This window comes from Streptomyces sp. NPDC050549, assembly GCF_040655035.1.
In the GTDB taxonomy this organism is placed as follows: domain Bacteria; phylum Actinomycetota; class Actinomycetes; order Streptomycetales; family Streptomycetaceae; genus Streptomyces.
Map to the genome: position 1 here is coordinate 202,775 of NZ_JBFAJD010000001.1, position 22,492 is coordinate 225,266.

Genomic DNA, 22,492 nt, shown 5'->3' on the forward strand with positions numbered 1-22,492 from the left:
CGGAACTCGTTACACACGGCGACAGAATTCCCTCTGGTGACATGAGTTGCCGAAGAAAGGAACACGATGAAGTCCCTGAAGGCTGCCGCTGTCGTTGCCGGGTCCGTCGCCCTCGCCGGTGCCGCCGCGCCCGCGTTCGCCTACAGCCCCGCCGACGTGACGCCCACCAGCCTCACCGGCGCCGTCAACACCCTCACCAGTGGTCGGATCCAGCCCGTCGACGTGATGCCGCTGCAGCACCAGTCGGACGCGCTCGACACCGAGAACAAGCAGTCCCCGCTCAGCACCGTCAAGGGGGCGGCCGGCGCGCTGAACCAGCACAACCCGCTGCTCGGCGGTCTGCCGCTGCAGGGCTGAGTCCCGCCGGTGGTGTTCGAGGGGCGTCGCGAGGCGTCCCTCGTTCGTGTGGCGGGTCGACCGTGCCATCGGCCGGACGGGTGAGAACGCGGCCGGTGGCCTTCCGGCCCGTCGATAAGGTCGCGCGGTGACCTCAACCTCAAGCGAAACGCGCCCCTTCCGCGTCGCCGACCTCGGCACCCTCGTCGTCCTGGCGTGGAGCGGCGAGGCCCCCGACGGGGACATGCCCTACCTCCTCGCCTACACCCTGGGCGACGCCGCGGACGGCCCCGAGGCCGCCAGTGCCGCGGTGGAGCGACTGCTGACCGACAACGGACTCCCGGTCGGCGGCGACGTCGTCGACGGAGCCTCCCGGCCCAGCCTGCCGATCACCATGCTCGTCGAGTCCGGGCAGGCCGTCCTCAACATGCCGCAGCTCAACGCCCAGTGCGTGCCGCCGCCCGAGTGGCTCGCGGCGGTCGGCGAACGCGGCTTCGCCTACCTGGTGTTCACCACCCGCCCCTGGCCCGAGGCCGAGCCGGGCAAGCCCGTCACCCCCGAGGCGCTGGCCGAGTTCGCGGGCGCGGAGGAGACCCTGACCGCCGCCGCGCACATTGTCCTGCCCGCCCGCAGCCTGCGCGGCTGACGACCGGAAAGCGGGCGGGAACACCCGTTCCGGCCCGCTGATGGGAATTCGGGAAAAGCTGACTACTGCGGCACTTGGGGGAATCTTGAACTGGTCTCCTTCCCGGGATCGTTACCCGGTCAGCACACAGAGCCTCCGAATTCCGAAAGGGACCGTACTCGAGATGAAGTCGACCACCCGAGGAACCATCGCCGCCGTCATCACGGCCGTGGCGGCCGCGACCGGCGCCGCCGCCGCGACCCCCGCCGCCGCGCTCGGCGCGGTCCCGGTGCCCGTGCCGCTGGGGGGCGCGGAGAGCGCCCTCGGCATGGAACTCCCCAAGCTGGGCGGCGAGATCCCGGTGCCCATGCCGGGTACCCCCGAGGGCCCGCGGTACGTCGAGGGCCGGCTCATCCCGGAGCACGCGCTGCCCCAGCTCCCGGTCCACGGCGGCCTGCCCGGCATCGGCCTGCGCGCCCCGCTGCCGCACGTTCTCGGCGACGGCTTCGACCACGTCGGAGTCAGCACCCCCGCGTCCGATCTGCGCACCCTGGCCCCGGGCCTCGCCCTGGACGCCCCGCTGACCCCGCCCAACCCCGACAACTTCGGCCTCCCGGACCTGAAGGCGCCCCAGGCAGGCGTCCTGGCCCCGGTTCTGCAGACCGTGCCGGGCGCGGACCTGGTCACCGGCGCGGGCCTCTAGGCCGTAGCGCGGGAACGAAGGCGGTCGTAGCGCCGGAGTGTGGAGGAGAGGGCCCGGGTGGTGCGACCCGGGCCCTTCCGCATGTCATGGGTGGTTTCGGACGGTGACCGTGCGGGGGGTCGGACGGTTAGCCCCTCGAACGGTCGGAACGGACGAGGGAGTTGGGCCATGAGCGTGAGCGTCGGTGGAGTATCCGTGGGCCGGGAGCCGGTCAGACCCGGGTCGGTGCGCAGGACGCGGCGGGAGGCGCTGCGCGGGGCGTTCGGTGCCGTGCTCGCGGTGGCGCTGGTACCGGTCGTCGCCGCCTCCCGGCCCACCCGCTCCGGTGAGGACGCCGGGGACACCGCCTTCGACGAGACGTACCGGGGACGTCGTATTCACGGTGTGCTGAAGGGCAGTTGGCAGGTGACGGTCGACGGGCGGCCGCTGCATCTCATGCGGCGGGCCGACGGCACCTGGCTGAGCATGGTCGACCACTACCGCTCGTATCCCACCGCGCTGGAGGCGACCCGCGCCGCCGTCGACGAGTTGAGCCCCGGCCGCGAACTGCGCGAGGCGGACGGTCCGATGGAGCAGATGCACATGGGGGGAGACCATGGCGTACACGCGTAAGGACGTCAGCACACTCACCGCGGGCGAGAAGCGGCGGTTCGTGGCGGCGATGCTGGAGATCAAACGGCGGGGCGAGTACGACGAGTTCGTGCGCACGCACATCGAGTACTTCGTGCCCGACGGGGAGTACGGACTGCGCTCCGCGCACATGGCGCCCTCCTTTCTGCCCTGGCACCGGCAGTTCCTGCTGGATCTGGAGCGGGCGCTGCGCCGGGTCGACTCCTCGGTGACGGTGCCCTACTGGGACTGGACGCGGGACCGCTCCGCGACCGCCCTGCCCTGGACGAAGGACCTGCTCGGCGGCACCGGGCGGCGCTCCGACCACCAGGTGACGACCGGGCCGTTCGCCTACGCGGCGGGCAACTGGGAGATCAAGGAGGGGATCACCGACGAGCCGTACCTCACCCGGGACCTCGGCCGGGCCGGCGCCCCGATCGCGCTGCCGACGAAGAGCGACCTGAACTCGGCGCTCGCCGATCCCGTCTACGACACCGCGCCCTGGGACTCGACCTCCCGCACCGGGTTCCGCAACCGGCTCGAAGGCTGGGGCACCGGGTCGGGCAGCGCGTCCTGGCGCAACCACAACCGGGTCCACAAGTGGGTCGGTGGCGTGATGCTCGGCGGCGCCTCCGTCAACGACCCGGTCTTCTGGCTCCACCACGCCTTCATCGACCTCCAGTGGTCGCGGTGGCAGAACCGGCATCGCGGCGCCCGCTATCTGCCGGCGAAGCCGCCCGGGCCGGACGACGACCAGGAGGGGCGGATCGTGGCACGGCAGCAGCGGATGCCGCCGTGGGACGTGACACCGGAGCAGCTGGAGGACGTGAGCAGGATCTACCGGTACGCCTGACCGGCGGGGCAGCGAGCAGGAGACACGGGGAGAGCCCCGGCGCCTGAGGTGCCGGGGCTCTTCGCGTACGTCCGTCCGTCCGCGCGTGCGGTCGAATCAGTGGCCGTAGCCGTTGTCGCCGTAGCCGCCCGGGCCGGGGTGACCGCCCTTGCCGTGGTCGCTCACGTTGGCGCAGGTGTTGCCGAAGGCCGGGTTCAGCAGGCCGATCACGCTGACGGTGTTGCCGCAGACGTTGACCGGGATGTGCACCGGCACCTGCACGACGTTGCCCGACAGGACGCCGGGCGAACCGACGGCCGCACCCTGCGCACCCGCGTCCGCCATGGCCAGACCGGCGCCGCCGAGCGCCACGGCGCCCGTGCCGAGAGCGACCACGGCCGCCTTCGCGATGCGAGACATCACGTTCTCCTTTGGTTTCGATGAGTGCGGCGGCAGGACTCGCCGCCGCACTTCGGGTTCAACGCGGCGGCCCAGGCCTGGTAACGGCGCCGACGGGGAGATCACCCGTTTTGAACAGGACTTCGAGCGCCGGGAGTGGATGTTCGACGGCAGGAAATTCGGTGTTCCCGGCGGCTGTGCGTCGATTAGCCTCCCGCCATGGCAACCGACCAACTGTTCCGTCTGTTCGCCGAGCAGAACCGCGTACGTGCCTTCGCGGCGGTGGCCCTGGGCGCGGAGACCTCCGAGCAGGTCGCCGAGGTGGCCGGCCTGACCCCGAAGGGGACGGCCCTGGCCCTGCTGAAGCTGCGCGAGCAGGGCGTGGTGAAAACCATGGACGACGGCGAACTCCGCGTCGACTACGACCTGTTCAGGAACCTCGCGCGCGAGGGCGAGGAGCCCGCCGAGGACGGGCCGGTCACCGGCGACGAGCACACCGACATGATCCTGCGGACCTTCGTCCAAGGCGGCCGGCTGGTCCGCCTGCCCGCCCAGTGGACCCGCAAGCAGGTGGTGCTCCAGCACATCGCCGAGCAGACCTTCGCCCCTGGCGTCGAATACCCCGAGCGGACCGTCAACGAGAAGCTGCGCGCCTGGTGCGACGAGGGCGAGGTCGACCATGTGACGCTCCGCCGCTACCTGGTGGACCTGCACCATCTGCGGCGGGGCGACGGCATCTACCAGCGCATCGAGGCGTGACCTGCGGCAGCCGCCGTACGGGCGCCCGGCTCTACGGCAGCTGCCGCACGGGTGAACCCGCCAGGTAGGCCCGGATGTTCTCGACGGCCTGGCCGTAGTACGTCGTGTAGTTGGCTTGCGACACATAGCCGAGGTGGGGTGTCGCGAGCAGCCGCGGTGCCGTGCGCATCGGGTGGTCGGCGGGGAGGGGCTCGATGTCGAAGACGTCGATGCCGGCGCCCGCGATACGGCCCTCGTGCAGTGCGGCGAGCAGGGCGTCCTGGTCGACGATCGCCGCGCGCGAGGTGTTGATCAGGTACGCGGTCGGCTTGAGGAGGGCGAGTTCGGCGGGGCCGAGGAGCCTGCGGGTGCGGTCGCCGAGGGCCAGATGGACCGAGACGAAGTCGCTCTCCACGAGCAACTCCTCCTTGGACGCGGCGAGTTGTACCCCGATCTCGTCCGCGCGCTCCTTGGTGAGGTGCTGGCTCCAGGCCGTGACGCGCATGCCGAAGGCGAGCCCGATCGCGGCCACCCGGCTGCCGATCTTCCCGAGTCCGAGCAGTCCGAGGGTGCGGCCGTGCAGGTCGGCGCCGACCGTCTGCTGCCAAGGGCCGCCCGCGCGAAGGGAGTTGCTCTCCTCGACGATGCCCCGGGCCAGGCCGAGCAGCAGCGCCCAGGTCAGTTCGACGGGCGGGGCCGAGGAACTGGCCGTACCGCACACGGTGACGCCGTGCGCCTCGGCGGCGGCGTAGTCGATGACCGTGTTGCGCATTCCGGAGGCGACGAGCAGCTTCAGCCGGGGGAGGCGGGCGAACAGCGAGGCGGGGAAGGAGACACGTTCGCGCAGGGTGACCACGATGTCGGCGGTGGCGAGGGCGGTGGCCAACTCGCCCTCGCCGTCGAGGTGTTCACGCAGGCTGACGACCTCCACCGCGTCCTGGACCGGCGACCAGTCGGCGAGTTCGGTCGCCACGTTCTGAAAGTCGTCGAGGACAACACAGCGCAGGTGCACGGGGGTTCGGTTCCTTTTGTGTCGAGTCCGGGTTCCGGGTTCCGGGTTCCTGGTTCCCGGTGATCGACTGGAACGCTACTCCTTACTCCTTACTCCTTGGTGAGCGAGATCGCCGTGCGGGTCGGCTTGCCCAGGGCCCAGAAGAGGACGCCGAGGAGGACGAACGCGGCGAGTGGTACGGCCTCCGTCAGGAGGTACTTCCCGCGTTCGGCGTGGGTCCAGCCGTCCGGGAGGTATTCGGCGCCGAACCAGTGGTCACCGGCTCCCGGGGCGATCAGCTGCACACTCGCGAACACGATGAGCAGGGTGAGCACCACGCTGATCAGGATGGGGGCGGGCGCCTTGTAGGGGCGGGGGACGTCCGGGGCCTTGCGGCGCAGTACCGCGAGGGCCGGGAAGATGCCCAGGTAGCTGATGAGGGTGGTGGAGATGGCGAGGCCGAGGACGGCGCCGAAGAGCTTGGCCGCGCTGCCGTTGGTGAGCTGGTGGGCCAGGACCAGGACCAGGGTGGAGACCAGTCCGCTGAGGATGTTGACCCGGACCGGTGTGCCGAACCGGCTGGAGATCACGCCGAGGAAGCGGGGCGCGGCGCCGTCGTAGCCGGAGACGGCGAGGGCGCGGTCGGAGCCCATGACCCAGGTGACGCCGGAGGACAGCACGGTGAGGATGAACAGCACCGCCGCGATGTCCCCGAGCACCGTGCCCGCGCCGCTGCTGGTGACGGTGCCGTCGGCGGCCACGTCACCGCCGTAGACGGTGAAGACCTGGCGGATCGCGTCGAGGAAGCCGCCGAGGCCGGTGATGGCCTTGACCGGGAGGACGAGCAGGATGCCGAGGATGGGCAGTGCGTAGAGGACCACGGACAGGGCGGCGCTGCGGAAGATCGCGTACGGCACGTCCTTCTGGGCGTCGGTCATCTCGTCGCCCGCGGTGTTGGGCAGTTCGAAGCCGACGTAGTTGAACATCAGGACGGGCACGAGGAGCACGAAGCCGGTGTACGTCGGGGAGAAGTCACCGGCGCCGAATCCGTGCAGGCCGTGCTGGATGCCGTAGACGACGACCGTGATCGTGAAGAGGCCGAGGAGGACGAAGCGGCTCCAGGCGCCGATGGTGGGGATCCACTTGCCGACGTCGAAGGAGAGGATCGCGGCGAGGACGCCGACCCAGATGAAGACGAGGGCGAAGACGTAGAAGGCCGGGGTGCTCAGGTCCTTGCCGTCGTTGAAGAAGGTGGTGTACGCCGTGACGGCGGAGACGGCGAGGGTGCCGCCGAGCCACACCGGGTTGGTGATCCAGTACAGGAAGTTGTTGACGGCGCCCGCGAGGCGGCCGAAGGCGCGGCTGGTCCAGATGTAGGGGCCGCCCTCGTCGGGGAAGGCGGCGCCGAGTTCGGCGACGAGCAGCGCGGAGGGGATGAAGAACACCACGGCCAGCACGATGAGCCAGGTGAACGCCTCGGCGCCGTTGCTGGCGACGGTGCCGATCGTGTCCACGCCGACGATGGTGCAGAGAAGGAAGAAGAGGATGTCGAAACGGCCGAAGTGCTTGCGCAGCTTCTGCCGCTCCGTCTGCGCTGCGGCCGGCGCGTCGGCCGGCTCAAAGGCTGTCTGACCAGCGGCCACCGGGGGCTCCTGCGGGTTTCGGGGGAGAGGGGGCGGGGGACGGGGTGGGCGGAGGATGAGCGGAGGATGGGCGGGATTCGGCCAATGATCGGTGCCCATGGGGAACCACACAAGCGTTCGGGGTCAAGTCTTGACCATTACGTATCCATCCGGACGTAACGGAAACCGGGGGGAAACGTGGGGGTGATCGGGGTAGGGGTCCTCGGAGACGCGCCGGTGGACCACGGACGGAAGGGGGCCTCGTGACGGACTCGGCGGACCTGGTGCTGGCGCACCGCCTCGCCGACCGGGCGGATGTCATTGCCCGGCGCTACTTCTCAGCCGCGGCCGTCGAATCCCGGACCAAGAGCGACGGGAGCCCGGTCACCGACGCCGACCGGGAGATCGAACTCGTCCTTCGCTCCTTGATCCGCCAGGAGTGTCCCGACGACGCGTTCATCGGTGAGGAGTTCGGCTCCCACGGGCATGGCAGAAGGCGCTGGATCGTCGACGCCATCGACGGGACTGCGAGCTTCCTCGCCGGTGAACCGGAGTGGAGCACACTGATCGCTGTCGAGGAGGACGGCCGCGTCACCGTGGGCATGGTCTCCGCCCCTGTCCTGGGCCGTCGGTGGTGGGCCGGCCCGGACTCGGGCTCGTGGACGGGGTCGCGCCCCTCCGACCCGGCCGCAACGGCATACCGGTTGGTCCTCACCGAAGGCGGAAGCGCCCAGGACGCAGCCATCGGCATCTGGCCGCCTCCGTCCAGACTGAACCGGCAGGAACGCCGCGTGGCCGCGAGACTGGCCCGGGCCGTCTCGCGGGTCCTGCCGCCGCTCGACTGGACCGCGGCGCACCCCGCCGCGCCGGCGCCTCGCAAACCGTCCGCCGGATCCGGCACCTGCCACGGCGCCCTCCTGGTCGCGACCGGTCGGCTGGATGCCTTCCTCCTGCTGGGGGCGGGCCCCTGGGACATCGCCCCGCTGATCCCCATCGTCCAGGAAGCCGGCGGCACCTTCAGCGACCTCACCGGCCAGTACCGGACCGACACCGGAGCCGCGCTGTTCGCCCGCCCCGGACTCCACCGGCAACTCCTGGACATCGCGGCGACCGCCGACTGAACTGTCCGCTCCCTCGGAACCCTCGGAACACGGCGTCGTCGTCGACGGCGTCGGCGAACTCGGCGAAGTCCATGTTCGCGCCCGAGAGATTGTTCTCGACGTTCCACAACCTCGACGCTCCACAACTCGGCCCGGCGCGGGGGTGGTTCAGGAGAGCCTTGCGGCGGTGGCGGCGGACCGCGCCGCGGGCCACGCAGTCGGTCGCCGTCCGGAGGGCGAAGCCCAGCGAGGGTCCGGTCGGGCGTCAAACCCTCGTACTGCCGGTCGTCGACGAGTGCGACGTTGGGCAGGAAACCGTCCTCACCGGGCGGGAGCAGCGACTCCCGGACAGCGTCCCAGGCATCGTCCGTCGACAAGTCGGTGCGCACGACGAGGGCTTCCGGAGGGCACGGGAACTGGTTCATTCGGCCGTCGATGATCCAACCGACCGATGTATGAGGGTCGGAGACTCAATGGCGCCCCCGGCAGGACTCGAACCTGCGGCCAAGCGCTTAGAAGGCGCCTGCTCTATCCACTGAGCTACGGGGGCCGGGTGTGGTGGCCTCGGTCGTGGTGTGCCCGGGTGTGGGCCGGTCCGTGACGTTGCCGGGGACAAGGATAGGGCTCCCGGGTCCTTGTCCCTGTTGCTTCCCCTCCGTGGCTCGATGTGGAGGTTCAGTGAAGCGGTCCTGATAATCGCAGGCAGGTACGAATCGTGCATCGCATTTGGTGCCCCGCGCCACGGGTGTTGTGCACTCGTTATGCCTGGACTGTGCCCTTGCCCCAGTCGTCCCTTCCGTCCGTTGTGTTCTGTCGGCGCGCAGACATGCTCATATGCTTCAGAATTCCCCCAAAATTGGGCATTCTTCACATGTGGTGACCTTGGACGTACGGCCTCAGCTGCTCGACGCACTCTCCGCCCTGCGCGACCGTGTCGCCGCCGCACGCTTCCCGCTGCCCCTGGCGGGGGCTCCACGCGCGCGTGCCAACCGCGACGAACTGCTAGCCCAGCTCGACGACTATCTGGTGCCCCGCCTGAAAGAGCCCGAAGCGCCCCTGCTGGCAGTGGTCGGCGGCTCCACCGGCGCGGGCAAGTCGACGCTCGTCAACTCCCTTGTGGGGCGCCGGGTCAGCGAGGCCGGCGTGCTGCGGCCGACGACCCGCACACCGGTGCTCGTCTGCCATCCGGAAGACCATCACTGGTTCAGCGGGATGCGGGTGCTGCCCGACCTCACGCGCGTGTGGGTACCCCATCAGGACCCGGGGGACGAGTTGCTCCTCCCGGGTGAGGACGGTACGCGCGTGCTGCGGGTCGAGACCGCCGACTCCCTCCCGCGCGGAATCGCCCTCCTGGACGCGCCCGACATCGACTCCCTGGTCGCCGACAACAGGGTGCTGGCCGCCGAACTGATCTGCGCGGCCGACATCTGGGTGATGGTCACCACGGCCGCCCGCTACGCCGACGCCGTGCCCTGGCACCTGCTGCGCTCGGCCAAGGAGCACAACGCGACCCTGGTGACCGTCCTCGACCGGGTGCCCCACCAGGTGGTGTCCGAGGTGTCCAGGCAGTACGGCGCCCTGCTCGCCAAGGCCGGGCTCGGCGACGTACCGCGCTTCACGGTGCCCGAACTCCCCGAGTCCGCCTGGGGCGGGGGCCTGCTCCCGGCCAGCGCCGTGGCGACACTGCGGAGTTGGCTCGTGCAGCAGGCGCAGGATCCCGGGGCCCGGCACCAGTCGATGGCGCGCACGGCCTACGGCGTCCTCGACTCGCTCAAGTCGCGGATGCCCGAGCTGGCCGGTGCCGCCGCCGCCCAGTACGCCGCCGCCCTGCGGCTCACGGCCGCCGTCGACGGGGCCTACGACAGCGAGCACGCGCGCGTGCGGGGCCGTTTGCAGGGCGGGGCCGTGCTCGCCGGGGACGCGTTGAAGCGCTGGCGCGCCTTCCCGCTCGACTGCTCCGCCGGCGAACTCCTCGACGCCCTCGCCGAAAGCCTCGCCGCACTGCTGCTGTGCGCCGTCACGGCCGCCGACGAACGCGTCGACGACGCCTGGCGCCGCGAACCGGCCGCGGACGCCCCCGAACTCACCGACCGCGATCCCTCGCCGGAGAGCGCCGAGCACCGCATCGGGATGGCCGTACGGCGGTGGCGGCGCGAGCTGGAGGAGTACGCCGAGGAGGAGGTCGCCGACCTCGACCGGAGCATCGCCCCCGATCCCGAGGTGGTCGCCGCCCTCGTCGCCACCGCGCTGCTGGGCGGCCGCAGGGCGCGGTCCGCGGGGGAGGGGCTCGCCGAGCGGATCGGCGCCCACGGGGCGCTGCGGCTGCGCGACCGGGCCGGGCGGCTGCTCAACGACCACTTGGACCGGGTCGTGCACACCGAGCGCGAACGGCGGCTCGCCCCGCTCGACGCCCTCGAAGTGCACCCCGAACCCCAGGCCGAACTCATCGCCGCGCTGTCCGTACTGCAGAAGGAGAGGTGACCGGTGACTGCCGTCACTGACCAGGACCACACGGACGAGATGGACCACGCCGACCACGCCGATCATGCCGGCAACGGCCGTGATGCGGACGCCAAGGACAAGCGCCTTGAAAACCCCTCTCCCGTAGAGGCCGCACAGGAAAACGTCGACCAGGAGGACACCGGCGACCACGCGCGCGTGCGGGCCGACACCTCCGGTCGTACGGAATCCGAGGCGGCCGTAGACCCGGCGAACCCCACGGACTCCGAGGAATCGACCGGTTCCTGGGACGACGGGCTCATCGCGCGGCGGGTCAACGAGGCCAACGCCGCGCAGCAGGCCGCAGCCGTGGAGATCAGGGCCTCCAGGGCGCAGGCGGCGCACACCGCGCACCACACCGCCCATGTTCCGGCCCCGTTGGCGTACGACGGGCCGCTGCGGTCCCGTCTCGACGCGTTGCGCGAACTGGTGGGGCTCTCCAGGACCCGGCTCGACAGCGGGACCCTGGCGGAGGCGGGGCGGGTGCTCGACGAGGCCGCCGCGCGCCGCAGGCTCTCCGGGCAGCACACCGTGGTCGCCATCGCGGGCGCCACCGGCAGTGGCAAGTCGCAGCTCTTCAACGCGCTCGCCGGAGTGGCCATTTCGGAGACGGGCGTACGACGGCCGACCACCGCCGCGCCCATCGCGTGCAGCTGGAGCGACGGCGCGGCCACCCTCATCGACCGGCTCGGCATCCCGGGGCGCCTGCGCAGGCGCCCCCTGCAGAGCGCCGAGATGGAGGCCCAGTTGCGCGGGCTCGTCCTGGTGGACCTGCCCGACCACGACTCGGCGGCCGTCGCGCACCGCGAGCAGGTCGACCGGGTGCTGGCGCTCGTCGACGCGGTCATCTGGGTCGTCGACCCGGAGAAGTACGCCGACGCGATCCTCCATGAACGCTACTTGCGGCCGATGGCGGGCCACGCGGAGGTCATGTTCGTCGTCCTCAACCAGATCGACCGGCTCCCCGGGGAGGCCGCCGACCAGGTCCTCGACGATCTGCGGCGGCTGCTCGACGAGGACGGGATCGCCCTGGGGGAGTACGGCGAACCCGGCGCGACCGTGCTGTCCCTGTCCGCGCTCACCGGCGACGGCATCCCCGAACTGCGCGAGGTTCTGGGCCAGTTCGTGGCGGATCGTGGAGCCGCCGCACGGCGAATTTCAGCCGATGTCGACGCGGCGGCGTGGCGGCTGCGGCCCGTCTACGCCACGGGGCGGCGCACCGGGCTCAGCGAGGAGGCGCGGGACGAGTTCGCCGCGCGGCTCGCGGACTCGGTGGGCGCCACCGCGGCGGGCGAGGCGGCCGAACGCGCGTGGCTGCGCAACGCCAACCGGGCCTGCGGCACGCCCTGGCTGCGGCTGTGGCGCTGGTACAACGACCGGCGCGAACCGACTACCGGCCGACTGCCCGTCCGCGCCCAGCCGGACGAGGAGGCCACGGCACGCCAGCGCGTCGAACAGGCGGTCCGTACGGTCGCCGACCGGGCCTCCGGCGGGCTCCCGGCGCCCTGGGCGCAGGCGGTGCGGGAGGCGGCCGTACGCGGGGCGCAGGGGCTGCCCGAGGCGCTGGACGAGCTGGCGGCGCGGGCCGGGCTGCCGGTGGGGCGCCCGCCGCGGCCGGGGTGGTGGCCGGCTGCCGTACTGGCGCAGGCGTCCATGACGATCCTTCAAGTCGTCGGCGGGCTCTGGCTGTTGGGCCAGATCATCGGGTTCATGGCGCCGAACCTGGGGGTGCCGGTGCTGCTGATGGTGGCCGGCATCATCGGCGGCCCGCTCGTCGAGTGGAGCTGCCGGATGGCGGCCCGCGGACCCGCCAGGCGCTACGGCCTCGACGCGGAGCGGCGATTGCGGGAGGCCGCGGCCGGCTGTGGACGGGCGCGGGTGCTCGATCCGCTGGCCGCCGAGCTGTTGCGGTACCGGGAGGTGCGGGAGCAGTACGCGCGGGTCACGGGGGCCGGCGTCGGGGCCGGGTGAACCTCGGTCCGAACGTCGTTCGCTCGTCCGGGTGATGAGGTTTTCCACAGGTGGGCGGCGGTGCACAGGGCTCAGCGGGCCCGGCTCGGCGGAGGCAGTCTGACTGCAGCCGTACGGGACGGGCCCGTACGCGTTTTCCGCCCGGCCGCGCGGCCGGGTGAGGGAGGGATGCGCGATGAACGAGACCATGGTCTGCGCGGTGGGCAACGTGGCGACACCGCCGGTGTACCGGGAGTTGGCGGCGGGACCGTCGGCGCGGTTCAGGCTGGCGGTGACCTCGCGCTACTGGGACCGCGAGAAGAGCGCATGGACGGACGGCCACACCAACTTCTTCACGGTGTGGGCCAATCGACAGCTGGCCACCAACGTGGCGGCATCGCTGACGGTCGGTGACCCGGTCGTCGTCCAGGGTCGGTTGAGGGTGCGCGAGGAGGCGCGTGAGGGGCAGCCGAACCGGTCCTGGACGGACCTCGACGCGGTGGCGATCGGCCACGACCTGGCGCGCGGCACCTCGGCCTTCCGGCGGGCCAACAGGCCGGACACGGCGGCCTCTTCGTCCAGGCCCGAGCCCGAGTGGGAGACCCCGGCGGGGGATTCCGCCGACGTCTCCGAGCAACAGGACCGGCAGCGACAGGCCGAGCCCGTCGCGGTGACGTGATGTCAGTGAATGCCCCGAGCTGATCGAACTACGGCTTTTCCATGGCTTATCGATGAATGCGCTCCGAATGACTCGGTGGATTTGTCGATAAGCCGCGCTCGCGGTGATCTTGGTGATAACGATTCCGATTCGGAACGGTTATCCGATCACCCGACTGGAGAACGTGGTGCGCCCGCGTCCCTAGGATGCCGGACATAGCTCGGGCACAGCTCTCGGCGCTACAGATTCTGCTGGTGGGACCACGCCACGCCCCCCACGCCCATGGGTCCTGCTCGAAGGGGAATTCCGTGTCATCTGCGTTGTCTGTCTTCTCCGCGCTGTCACTGCGCGGCCGGGGCGCCGTGCGCTTCGTCGCCGCGACCTGGGCGTGCGGACTCGTCGCCGCCGGGGTGCTGGCCGGCGCGGGCTCGGCCGTCGCCGACGAGACACCGCAGACCCAGGGCGGGGCGACGGCCACGATAGGCGGGCTCAAGACGTACGGCGACGCCGTGATCCACGGCGCCGGCGGCAGCGATGTGCAGGTCTCCGCGGGCCTGTTCGAGATGTCCGTGGACGGCGGCGGCACCCTGCAGACGTACTGCGTCGATCTCCAGAACCCCACCCAGCGCGACGCCAAGTACCACGAGACCGCGTGGAGCGGCACGTCGCTGGCCGCCAACAAGAGCGCGGGCAAGATCAGTTGGATCCTGCAGCACTCCTACCCGCAGGTGAACGACCTTGCGGCGCTCTCCGCGAAGGCCGGCACCAAGGGCCTGACCGAGAGCGACGCGGCGGCCGGCACCCAGGTGGCCATCTGGCGCTACTCGGACGGCGCCGACGTCGACGCGGTCGACCCGCAGGCCGAGAAGCTCGCGGACTATCTGCAGAAGAGCGCGCGTGACGTGGCGGAGCCGCAGGCCTCGCTGATCCTCGACCCGTCCGCGGTCTCCGGCCACCCCGGCGAGCGGCTCGGCCCGGTCACCGTGCACACCAACGCGAACGCGGTGACGGTGACACCGCCCGCGGACGCCGCCACCACCGGGGTGCGGATCGTCGACAAGGACGGCAAGGCCGTCACGTCCGCGGCGGACGGCAGCCAGGTGTTCTTCGACATCCCCGAGGACGCGGCGGCCGGGTCGGCCGAGCTGACCGTGCAGGCCTCCACCACCGTGCCCGTCGGCCGGGCCTTCACCTCCGAGAACAGGAGCCAGACGCAGATCCTCGCCGGTTCCAGCGAGTCGACGGTCTCCGCCGCCGTCGACGCGGACTGGGCGAAGACGGGGGCCGCACCGGCACTGTCGGCGCGGAAGAACTGCGTCGCGGGCAGTGTGGACATCACGGCGGCCAACGAGGGCGACGAGACGTTCACCTTCGCTCTCATGGGAGTCGAGCACGGTATCGACGCCGGGGACTCCCAGACGGTGACGATCCCGCTCCAGGAGGACCAGGCGTACGACTTCACGATCACGGCGCCGCACGGCTACGAGAAGCGGTTCGCCGGAGTCCTCGACTGCCGGACGCAGAGCGACGCGGGCGGCGCCGTGACGCAGACGCTCAGCGAGCCCAGCCCCGCCACGGTGGGCGGCACCGCCGCCGACACCAACCTCGCCGAGACGGGCGGCTCGGCCATCACCCCGATGATCACGGTCGTCGCCCTCGGCCTGGTCGGCATCGGTGCCACGGCTCTGATCCTGCTGCGGGACCGCAAGCCCGGGCAGCAGGGCTGAGCGGTACGGCAGACGGCCAAGCCCCAGCTCACAGCCCCCTTGTCCATACGCGTTTCCCCCGAGGGGCAGGGGTCAGGCAGTATGGACTACATCTGCCCACTCCAGATTTCAAGCTGCCGGACGGTTTCTCTTGGCTGAGTACATCTACACCATGCGCAAGACGCGCAAGGCGCACGGCGACAAGGTCATCCTTGACGATGTGACGCTGAGCTTCCTGCCCGGCGCGAAGATCGGTGTGGTCGGACCTAACGGTGCCGGTAAGTCCACCGTTCTCAAGATCATGGCGGGCCTTGAGCAGCCCTCCAACGGCGACGCCTTCCTGTCGCCGGGCTACAGCGTCGGCATGCTGCTCCAGGAGCCCCCGCTCGACGAGTCGAAGACGGTCCTGGAGAACGTGCAGGACGGCGCCGCCGAGATCATGGGCAAGCTCAAGCGTTTCAACGAGGTCGCCGAGCTGATGGCGACCGACTACTCCGACGCCCTGCTCGACGAGATGGGCAAGCTCCAGGAGGACCTCGACCACGCCAACGCGTGGGACCTGGACACCCAGCTGGAGCAGGCCATGGACGCCCTGGGCTGCCCGCCCGGCGACTGGCCCGTCACCAACCTCTCCGGTGGTGAGCGCCGCCGCGTCGCGCTCTGCAAGCTGCTCCTCGAAGCCCCCGACCTGCTGCTGCTCGACGAACCCACCAACCACCTGGACGCCGAGTCCGTCCAGTGGCTGGAGCAGCACCTCGCGAAGTACCCCGGCACCGTCGTAGCCGTCACCCACGACCGGTACTTCCTGGACAACGTCGCCGAGTGGATCCTCGAACTCGACCGCGGCCGCGCCCACCCCTACGAGGGCAACTACTCCACCTACCTCGACAAGAAGGCCTCCCGCCTCAAGGTCGAGGGCCAGAAGGACGCCAAGCGCGCCAAGCGGCTGAAGGAAGAGCTGGACTGGGTCCGCTCCAACGCCAAGGGACGCCAGGCCAAGTCCAAGGCGCGTCTGTCCCGCTACGAGGAGATGGCCGCCGAGGCGGACAAGATGCGGAAGCTGGACTTCGAGGAGATCCAGATCCCGCCGGGCCCGCGCCTGGGCTCCATCGTCGTCGAGGTCAGCAACCTCTCCAAGGCCTTCGGCGACAAGGTCCTCATCGACGACCTCTCCTTCACCCTGCCGCGCAACGGCATCGTCGGTGTCATCGGCCCGAACGGCGCCGGCAAGACGACCCTCTTCAAGATGATCCAGGGGCTGGAGACGCCGGACTCCGGATCCATCAAGGTCGGCGACACCGTCAAGATCTCCTACGTCGACCAGAGCCGCGAGAACATCGACCCCAAGAAGTCGCTGTGGGCCGTCGTCTCGGACGAGCTGGACTACATCAACGTCGGCCAGGTCGAGATGCCCTCCCGTGCCTACGTCTCCGCGTTCGGCTTCAAGGGCCCCGACCAGCAGAAGCCGGCCGGCGTCCTCTCCGGCGGTGAGCGCAACCGCCTCAACCTCGCGCTCACCCTCAAGCAGGGCGGCAACCTGCTCCTCCTCGACGAGCCGACGAACGACCTCGACGTCGAGACCCTGGGCTCGCTGGAGAACGCGCTGCTGGAGTTCCCGGGTGCGGCCGTGGTCGTCTCCCACGACCGGTGGTTCCTGGACCGGGTCGCCACGCACATCCTCGCCTACGAGGGTGACTCCAAGTGGTTCTGGTTCGAGGGCAACTTCGAGTCGTACGAGAAGAACAAGGTCGAGCGGCTCGGCCCGGACGCCGCGCGTCCGCACCGCGCCACCTACAAGAAGCTGACCCGGGGCTGATCTTCTTGCGCCACATCTACCGCTGCCCGCTGCGCTGGTCGGACATGGACGCGTACGGCCACGTCAACAACGCGGTCTTCATCCGCTACCTGGAAGAAGCCCGCATCGACTTCCTGTTCCGCCCGGAAAAGGATTTCAAGCAGGGGTCGGTGGTGGCGCGCCACGAGATCGACTACAAACGCCAGCTCGTCCACCGGCACCACCCGGTCGACATCGAGCTGTGGATCACCGAGATCAGGGCCGCGTCCTTCACCATCACCTACGAGGTGAAGGACGAGGACCTGATCTACGTACGGGCCTCGACGGTCGTCGTGCCGTTCGACTTCGAGGCCCAGCGACCGCGCCGGATCACCGCCGAGGAACGGGAGTTCCTGGAGGGGTACCGGGACGACACCGAGGAGGAGGCCGTCGCCGCATGACGGTTCTCCACCTCGCCGACGAAGGGGAGGCGGCGGATCTCGCGGCCTTCCTCTCCCGGCTGCTCCACTACGACCGCGGCGCCGCCGTCCGCCTCCAGGTGGCCGGTACGGCCCTCGCCGTCTTCGGGCGTCCGCCGTCCTTCGAGGTGCTCGCCATCCGCGCGGTGCGCCTCGCCAAGCCGTACGAGAACGGCCTCGACGCCACGCTCGACGTGACCGTCTCCGCCGGTGAACTCCTGGAATCCCTCGACGAGTCGGCGGCCACGGCCCGGGTACCGGCCGCGGTGACCGGCCCGCCGTGGGCCGGGGTGCTGCCGCCGCGCGGCGGCTGGGCCCCCGAGTCCGGGCTGCCGGGACCGCAGGCGCTGCGCGGGATGATCGCCGCCGGGGTCGCCGAATTCCGGTCGCGTACGCAGGAGTTGGCGCCCGAGGGCCGTACCCGCACCGAACTCGACCGCATAGGGCGGGAGATCTGGTCCAGGTCGGTCGGCGACACCTCGCTGCCGGTGCGCGCGGTGCACGCCGCCCAGTCGCTCGGATTCCTGCGCCCCGGCGGGGAGCCGGGCCTCTTCTCGTCCGGCGCCTGGCTGCGGCTGCGCACGCCCTACGGCTCGATCGCCGTACGCCGGGCAGGAGTTGGCGCACTCGGCGTCAGCGTACGCTGAGCGCGCCGTTCAACTCCTCGCGCGGCGAAGGGCGTTCAGCCCCCGCCTCAGCCCCCCCGCCTCAGCCCCCCGGCGTTCAGCCTGCCGTGCTCAGCCCTCTGTGTTCACCATCGAAGCGGCGGCGTACGTCAGGTAGTTCCACAGCGTGTGCTCGTGTTCCTCGGACAGGCCGAGTTCGTCGACGGCGACCCGCATGTGCTTCAGCCAGGCGTCGTGCGCGGCCCGGTCGACCTGGAACGGGGCGTGGCGCATGCGCAGCCGCGGGTGGCCGCGGTTGTCGCTGTACGTCGTGGGACCGCCCCAGTACTGGATCAGGAAGAGGGTCAGGCGCTCCTCGGCCGGGCCCAGGTCCTCCTCGGGATACATGGGCTTCAGCAGCGGGTCCTCGGCGACACCCTCGTAGAAACGGTGAACGAGCCGACGGAAGGTCTCCTCCCCGCCGACCTGCTCGTAGAAGGTCTGCTCCTGAAGCGTGCCGCGCCGAATCTCTTTCACGCTCCCATGGTCTCAGACGGCGTGGCGGAGGACTTCGGACCTAGGACCTTGCCCAAGCGGACCGCTCGCCTCCCCGGCCGTACCGCAGGACAGTGGATGTATGGGCGCGCACGCTCTCGGCAGGGATCTGGACGCCGCGGCCGGCTCCGCACGGGCGGAGCTGGTGCGGGTGATCGGGCTGAGCGGGGCGTGGGACGCGGACCCGGGGTGGCGGGCGGTGTTCGAGGCGGTGCCGCGGCATCTCTTCGTGCCGTACTACTACGTCGGTGCCGCCGGCGGCTACGAGCGGCTGTGGAGCGGGAGCCCCGACCCGCGCGTCCGGGAGCGCTGGCTGCGCGGGGTCTACGCCGACGCCCCGCTGGCCACCCGGCTGCGCGACGGAGAACTGGTGTCGTCCAGCAGCCAGCCCTCGCTGATGGCCAGGATGCTCGTCGAGCTGGGGGTGACGGACGGCTGCCGGGTGCTGGAGATCGGCGCGGGCACCGGCTACAACGCGGCGCTGCTCGCCCACCGACTCGGCGACGGCCTGGTGACCACCGTCGACCTGGAACCGGAGATCACGGAGTCCGCGCGCGCTCACCTCGCCGACGCCGGGTACCGTCCGACCGTCGTCACCGGCGACGGCGCCCGCGGAGTCCCGGAACACGCTCCCTACGACCGGATCATCGCGACCTGCGCCCTGCCGTCGGTGCCGCCCGCCTGGCTCGCCCAGTGCAGCCCCGGCGCCCGGATCCTGGCCCCGCTCGCCACCGGACTGATCGCACTCACCGTGCGGGACGCGGAGCACGCCGAGGGCAGCTTCCTGGACACGGCCGCGTACTTCGTGCCCCTGCGCGGCACCGGGCCCGCCCCGGCGGACGAGATCCCGCACCGGTCCGGCGACCACGAACTCTTCCGCTTCCTGCTCACCCTCACCCAAGGCACCCTCGACCCGCAGGACGCCCACGACCTGTGGGAGCGCGAACTGCGGCCCGGGCGCGAGCGCTACGGCGTCACGGTCGCCGACGGCCGGGTGCGGGCGTGGCTGGACGATCCGGAGGGGCCGTACAGCTGGCCCCTCCGCTGACCGGTCTCAGCCCCGGCGGACCGTGATCGTCGTCCACGCGCCGACGTGCACCCGGTCCCCGTCCTGCAACGGCACCGGGACGAAGGGCTGGATCGGTTCCTCGCCGCCGTTGACCGTCGTACCGTTCGTCGAGTTCTGGTCGACGACCGCCCAGCTGCCGTCGGGCTGCTGGACCAGTACGGCGTGCTGGTGCGAGACGCCCGGGTCCTCCGGCGGCACCGACAGATCGATGTCGGGGGACTCGCCGGTGGAGTGCCGGCGGCGGCCGATGGTGATCTGGTTGCCGGTGAGCTGGCGCTGCTGCTCGGGGGAGTACGCGGGCAGGTTGAGACCCGCGGCCTCCGGGCCCGAGCGCTGCATCATCGCCATGAAGTAGTCGCGGTCCGGGCCGATCGTCGCCATCCACGTCGTCGGCTGCTGGTACGCCGGGCGGGGCGGGGGCGGGGCCTGGGTGGAACCGGGCTGCGGGTAGCCGTAGCCGCCACCGCCCTGTCCGGGACCGCCGGGACCTCCGGGGCCACCTGGGGAGCCGGGGGCCGGCGGGGAGATCACCCAGTCGTCGTCACCGCCGCCGAAGGACGGGCCGCTCTGCTGCGGACGGCTCGTCTCCTGCGGGAACCCGGGCGGGGCCGGCGGGGCGGACTGCTGGAAGGCCTGCGGGGCGCCGCTGGTCCGGCCCGGGCCCGCGGGGGGCGTGGGTCCTGGCGGCGGGACCGGCCGCGAGGGGTCGGGGCCGAAGTTGGAGGGACCCTGCGGGTTCGAGGGCTCGTTGCCGAACGGTCGCGGCGGACCGGACGGTTCGCCACCGAAGCCCTGCGCCCCAGCGGGGCCACCGGGACCGCCACCCTGCCGCTCGCCGCCGAACGCGCCGTGGCGGCCACCGCCGAAGTCGCCCTGGCCGGGGCGCTCGTTGCCGAACTGGCCGCCGGGGCCCGGGGGTTGCTCATTGCCGAACGGCCGCCGACCGGACGCCTCGTTGCCGAAGGGCGGGGGCGGAGGCGGGCCGGAGGGCTCGTTGCCGAACGGCCGCGGCGGACCGGACGGGTCGTTGCCACCGAAGGGCGCGGGACCGCCACCCTGGCGCTCACCGCCGAAGGCCGACGGGTTGCCGGGGCCGCCCGGGCGCTCGCCGAAGGCCGACGGGTTGCCGGGAGCACCCTGCCGCTCGTTGCCGAAACCTTGCGAGCCGCCGGGGCCGCCGGGCCCACCCTGCTGCCGCTCATTGCCGAAGCCCTGCGAACCCTGCCCACCAGGCCCACTGGGGCCGCCCTGCCGTTCGCCGCCGAAGCCCTGCGGGCCGCCGGGGCCACCCTGCTGCCGCTCGTTGCCGAAGCCACCGGGGCCGTTCGGACCCCCGGGACCGACGGCGCCTCCGGACCCACCGGAACCCCCCGGCCTCGCGGACCGGTTCGTCGGCTCGCTGCCGAAGGGGGGTATCGGCTCGGCGGGGCGGTTCATCTGTGAGGGGCGCGAGCCCTGGTACTCGTAGGAGTCACCGCCGTACGTCGGACCGGGCGGCGGCTGCTGGAAGCGGGCCGCCGGGCTCGGGCCGGGGTTCGACGGGCGCGGGGCCGCCGGGGTGTACGACGTCGCCGTGTTGGTGAGGAAGTTCCACCGGCACTCCTCGCAGAAGGGCGCACCGCCCTCACGGGGCGTGCGGCACTGCGGGCAGAGCTCGGCCTCGGCGCTCGGGCCGTTGCCGGGGCGCGCGGGCGGCGGGAAGCCGTAGCCGCCGCCGGGGGGCGGTGGAGGGGGCGGGGGTACGGCACCGGCCATGCGGTGACCGCAGACCTCGCACCAGTCGTCGGAACCCGACTGGTGTCCGTTCGGGCAGGTCGGCATGTCGGCGCGTCCCCCTTTCTCACAGGGTCGTACTAGCTAGGTCACTTCTTTACACGAACAGTCTTTGTGGACCGGGTCTCGAGAGTCATCTCGTCGGCCTCCGCGACCTTCGCCTTCAGTCGCACAGTACCCGCCGCGGCATCGACCACGTCCACCACCTTCGCAAGCAGTTTCGCAGTATCCGCGTTTCCGGAGACGCTGGCGAGCTGAACGGCCCGTCCCAGTTTGGCCGTTGCTCCATCGACATCGCCCGATTTGCGGAGATCGAGACCTTGTTGGATGACTTGTGCCAGTTCGGCCTGGCCGGTGTAGTGCGCGACCTGCGGGTTGATGGACGTGGACGCCACCATGTCGTCGGTCCACACGGCCTTCACCAGGCCCTGGGCGCCCAGGTTCTGAGTGGTTCCGTCGGGCTGCGGGACGACCAGCGAGACGCGGGCGGCGAGCATCTCCTGGCCGATGCCGGCCTCGGGGACCTCGACGCACACGTGGTAGTCACGGGACTCGTCTCCCCAGGACCCGGTGGGGTAGTCCCCGGCGCGGGGGCCGGTCTCGGTGCGGCGGTCGGTCAACTCCTCGACCCGGGGCGCGACTTGCTTGACGAACTTGATGGCAGTGCCCACCGGCGTCCACAGCCGCAGCGCGACGTCCGCGACCTCCTTGCCCATCGCCGTCTCCATCATCTTCGTGAAGTCGGCGGCGAGGTTCGCCGGGTCGGCGACGATGTCGGCGGTGCCGAGCAGCGCGGAGGCGATCCCTGTGACTTCTTTCACTTCCCAGTCGGTGCCGACACCGCGGGCGTCACAGGTGAAGCGTCCGGCGCAGGCGTCGAGGGCGGCCTTCAGGTCCTCCGGCGACTCGTGCTCGTTGCGGCCGTCGGTGAGCACGATGCCGTGCCTTATGGAGACGTCCGCCGAGGACAGCAACCGGTCGGCGAGGCGCAGCCAGGTGCCGATCGCGGTCCCGCCGCCCGCGCTCAGCTTGCGCAGCGCCTGCTTGGCCTGGTCGCGGGTCCTGGAGTCGGCGACCGCGAGCGCGCCGCCGCCCGGATACACCTCCTTGGCGACATGCGTGCCGCCGATCACCGCGAAGTGCACCCCGTCGCGCAGGGTGTCGATCGCGGCGGCGGTGGCGTCCCGGGCGTTGCGCATCTTGGTCGGCGGGTAGTCCATCGAGCCCGAGCAGTCGACCATGATCGCCACGGCCGCGTCCGGACCCTGACCCGGCGAGTACAGATGGGGCGCGGCGACCGCGCTCCCCACGGTGCCGCCGCCGGTCGAGGTCACGGTGACGATCGCGTTGACCTCCCGGCCGCCCTCGGGCAGGTACTCGTTCTGGTACACGTCGACCGAGAACTGCGGCACGTTCGACTTCGAAAAATTGGCCATGCCTACTCTGATCCCCCTCAAATACCCCACCTG

At 71.3% G+C, this 22,492-nt stretch carries 21 protein-coding genes and 1 tRNA gene; 15 read left to right on the forward strand and 7 right to left on the reverse strand.

Annotation, left to right across the window (positions count from 1 at the left end; translation table 11 throughout):
* The first annotated feature begins 66 nt into the window (after positions 1-66).
* The 5 genes from AB0I51_RS00905 to AB0I51_RS00925 all read left to right on the forward strand — a co-directional run bounded on the left by AB0I51_RS00905 (position 67) and on the right by AB0I51_RS00925 (position 3,126).
* Positions 67-357, forward strand: a complete 291-nt coding sequence (locus AB0I51_RS00905) for a hypothetical protein (protein ID WP_019065677.1) — start codon at positions 67-69, stop codon at positions 355-357.
* 127 nt (positions 358-484) lie between these two features.
* Complete coding sequence (locus tag AB0I51_RS00910; protein WP_362970031.1) at positions 485-982, forward strand: DUF5949 family protein; 498 nt, start codon at positions 485-487, stop codon at positions 980-982.
* 163 nt (positions 983-1,145) lie between these two features.
* Positions 1,146-1,664: a hypothetical protein gene (locus AB0I51_RS00915; RefSeq protein WP_362970033.1), complete on the forward strand. Its 519-nt coding sequence runs from the start codon at positions 1,146-1,148 to the stop codon at positions 1,662-1,664.
* Positions 1,665-1,832: 168 nt separating this feature from the next.
* Positions 1,833-2,276, forward strand: coding sequence for a tyrosinase family oxidase copper chaperone (locus AB0I51_RS00920; RefSeq protein ID WP_362970035.1), 444 nt, complete (start codon positions 1,833-1,835; stop codon positions 2,274-2,276).
* Positions 2,260-3,126: a tyrosinase family protein gene (locus AB0I51_RS00925; protein WP_362970037.1), complete on the forward strand. Its 867-nt coding sequence runs from the start codon at positions 2,260-2,262 to the stop codon at positions 3,124-3,126. Before AB0I51_RS00920 ends, AB0I51_RS00925 begins: the two co-directional genes overlap by 17 nt.
* A gap of 96 nt (positions 3,127-3,222) precedes the next feature.
* Here AB0I51_RS00925 and AB0I51_RS00930 read toward each other — a convergent pair whose 3' ends face one another.
* Positions 3,223-3,525, reverse strand: coding sequence for a chaplin (locus tag AB0I51_RS00930; RefSeq protein ID WP_362970039.1), 303 nt, complete (start codon positions 3,523-3,525; stop codon positions 3,223-3,225).
* Positions 3,526-3,723: 198 nt separating this feature from the next.
* On the opposite strand from AB0I51_RS00930, the gene AB0I51_RS00935 reads away from it, so the two are divergent.
* Entirely contained in the window at positions 3,724-4,263 is a 540-nt protein-coding gene (locus AB0I51_RS00935; protein WP_362970041.1) for a DUF2087 domain-containing protein, read from the forward strand.
* Positions 4,264-4,294: 31 nt separating this feature from the next.
* On the opposite strand, the gene AB0I51_RS00940 is transcribed toward AB0I51_RS00935, so the two are convergent.
* Together AB0I51_RS00940 and AB0I51_RS00945 are read right to left on the reverse strand one after the other, a co-directional pair.
* Entirely contained in the window at positions 4,295-5,254 is a 960-nt protein-coding gene (locus AB0I51_RS00940; protein WP_362970043.1) for a D-2-hydroxyacid dehydrogenase family protein, read from the reverse strand.
* A gap of 89 nt (positions 5,255-5,343) precedes the next feature.
* Positions 5,344-6,876 (reverse strand): APC family permease, encoded by a 1,533-nt coding sequence (locus tag AB0I51_RS00945; RefSeq protein WP_362970045.1) that lies wholly within the window; start codon positions 6,874-6,876, stop codon positions 5,344-5,346.
* A gap of 242 nt (positions 6,877-7,118) precedes the next feature.
* Between AB0I51_RS00945 and AB0I51_RS00950 the strand changes: the two genes are divergently transcribed.
* On the forward strand, positions 7,119-7,976 hold the full coding sequence (locus tag AB0I51_RS00950) for an inositol monophosphatase family protein (protein WP_362970047.1): 858 nt from the start codon (positions 7,119-7,121) through the stop codon (positions 7,974-7,976).
* 453 nt (positions 7,977-8,429) lie between these two features.
* On the opposite strand, the gene AB0I51_RS00955 is transcribed toward AB0I51_RS00950, so the two are convergent.
* Positions 8,430-8,505 (reverse strand) — tRNA-Arg (locus AB0I51_RS00955).
* A 323-nt stretch (positions 8,506-8,828) separates the two neighbouring features.
* On the opposite strand from AB0I51_RS00955, the gene AB0I51_RS00960 reads away from it, so the two are divergent.
* The 7 genes from AB0I51_RS00960 to AB0I51_RS00990 all read left to right on the forward strand — a co-directional run bounded on the left by AB0I51_RS00960 (position 8,829) and on the right by AB0I51_RS00990 (position 17,668).
* Positions 8,829-10,436 carry a dynamin family protein gene (locus AB0I51_RS00960; protein ID WP_362970049.1) on the forward strand — a complete coding sequence of 536 codons (1,608 nt, stop codon included), beginning with the start codon at positions 8,829-8,831 and terminating at the stop codon, positions 10,434-10,436.
* 3 nt (positions 10,437-10,439) lie between these two features.
* The gene (locus AB0I51_RS00965) at positions 10,440-12,425 is read left to right on the forward strand and encodes a YfjP family GTPase (protein WP_362970051.1); all 1,986 of its coding nucleotides are present in this window, start codon (positions 10,440-10,442) and stop codon (positions 12,423-12,425) included.
* A 175-nt stretch (positions 12,426-12,600) separates the two neighbouring features.
* On the forward strand, positions 12,601-13,083 hold the full coding sequence (locus AB0I51_RS00970) for a single-stranded DNA-binding protein (RefSeq protein ID WP_362970053.1): 483 nt from the start codon (positions 12,601-12,603) through the stop codon (positions 13,081-13,083).
* 323 nt (positions 13,084-13,406) lie between these two features.
* Positions 13,407-14,789, forward strand: a complete 1,383-nt coding sequence (locus AB0I51_RS00975; RefSeq protein WP_362971105.1) for a Cys-Gln thioester bond-forming surface protein — start codon at positions 13,407-13,409, stop codon at positions 14,787-14,789.
* Positions 14,790-14,919: 130 nt separating this feature from the next.
* On the forward strand, positions 14,920-16,584 hold the full coding sequence (gene ettA, locus AB0I51_RS00980; protein ID WP_362970055.1) for an energy-dependent translational throttle protein EttA: 1,665 nt from the start codon (positions 14,920-14,922) through the stop codon (positions 16,582-16,584).
* Positions 16,585-16,589: 5 nt separating this feature from the next.
* Positions 16,590-17,003 (forward strand): thioesterase family protein, encoded by a 414-nt coding sequence (locus AB0I51_RS00985; protein WP_362970057.1) that lies wholly within the window; start codon positions 16,590-16,592, stop codon positions 17,001-17,003.
* Positions 17,000-17,668, forward strand: a complete 669-nt coding sequence (locus AB0I51_RS00990) for a hypothetical protein (RefSeq protein WP_362970059.1) — start codon at positions 17,000-17,002, stop codon at positions 17,666-17,668. The genes AB0I51_RS00985 and AB0I51_RS00990 overlap by 4 nt, the downstream gene beginning before the upstream one ends.
* A gap of 90 nt (positions 17,669-17,758) precedes the next feature.
* Here the strand turns inward: AB0I51_RS00990 and AB0I51_RS00995 are convergent, their stop codons facing one another.
* Positions 17,759-18,163 carry a globin gene (locus tag AB0I51_RS00995; RefSeq protein WP_317888034.1) on the reverse strand — a complete coding sequence of 135 codons (405 nt, stop codon included), beginning with the start codon at positions 18,161-18,163 and terminating at the stop codon, positions 17,759-17,761.
* A gap of 100 nt (positions 18,164-18,263) precedes the next feature.
* Here AB0I51_RS00995 and AB0I51_RS01000 point away from each other — a divergent pair, with 100 nt between their 5' ends.
* Positions 18,264-19,229 (forward strand): methyltransferase domain-containing protein, encoded by a 966-nt coding sequence (locus AB0I51_RS01000; protein ID WP_362970062.1) that lies wholly within the window; start codon positions 18,264-18,266, stop codon positions 19,227-19,229.
* A gap of 6 nt (positions 19,230-19,235) precedes the next feature.
* Here the strand turns inward: AB0I51_RS01000 and AB0I51_RS01005 are convergent, their stop codons facing one another.
* Positions 19,236-21,071, reverse strand: coding sequence for an FHA domain-containing protein (locus AB0I51_RS01005; protein ID WP_362970064.1), 1,836 nt, complete (start codon positions 21,069-21,071; stop codon positions 19,236-19,238).
* Between the two features lie 41 nt (positions 21,072-21,112).
* Positions 21,113-22,459 carry a VWA domain-containing protein gene (locus AB0I51_RS01010; RefSeq protein ID WP_362970066.1) on the reverse strand — a complete coding sequence of 449 codons (1,347 nt, stop codon included), beginning with the start codon at positions 22,457-22,459 and terminating at the stop codon, positions 21,113-21,115.
* Positions 22,460-22,492 lie beyond the last annotated feature (33 nt).

Bases quoted from the DNA above. Each gene is read 5' to 3' on its own strand.
- AB0I51_RS00925 (WP_362970037.1), top strand. From the start codon at position 2,260: ATGGCGTACACGCGTAAGGACGTCAGCACACTCACCGCGGGCGAGAAG.
- AB0I51_RS00920 (WP_362970035.1), top strand. From the start codon at position 1,833: ATGAGCGTGAGCGTCGGTGGAGTATCCGTGGGCCGGGAGCCGGTCAGA.
- AB0I51_RS00970 (WP_362970053.1), top strand. From the start codon at position 12,601: ATGAACGAGACCATGGTCTGCGCGGTGGGCAACGTGGCGACACCGCCG.
- AB0I51_RS01000 (WP_362970062.1), top strand. From the start codon at position 18,264: ATGGGCGCGCACGCTCTCGGCAGGGATCTGGACGCCGCGGCCGGCTCC.
- AB0I51_RS00930 (WP_362970039.1), bottom strand. From the start codon at position 3,525: ATGTCTCGCATCGCGAAGGCGGCCGTGGTCGCTCTCGGCACGGGCGCC.
- AB0I51_RS00905 (WP_019065677.1), top strand. From the start codon at position 67: ATGAAGTCCCTGAAGGCTGCCGCTGTCGTTGCCGGGTCCGTCGCCCTC.
- AB0I51_RS00935 (WP_362970041.1), top strand. From the start codon at position 3,724: ATGGCAACCGACCAACTGTTCCGTCTGTTCGCCGAGCAGAACCGCGTA.
- AB0I51_RS00915 (WP_362970033.1), top strand. From the start codon at position 1,146: ATGAAGTCGACCACCCGAGGAACCATCGCCGCCGTCATCACGGCCGTG.
- AB0I51_RS01010 (WP_362970066.1), bottom strand. From the start codon at position 22,459: ATGGCCAATTTTTCGAAGTCGAACGTGCCGCAGTTCTCGGTCGACGTG.
- AB0I51_RS00990 (WP_362970059.1), top strand. From the start codon at position 17,000: ATGACGGTTCTCCACCTCGCCGACGAAGGGGAGGCGGCGGATCTCGCG.
- AB0I51_RS01005 (WP_362970064.1), bottom strand. From the start codon at position 21,071: ATGCCGACCTGCCCGAACGGACACCAGTCGGGTTCCGACGACTGGTGC.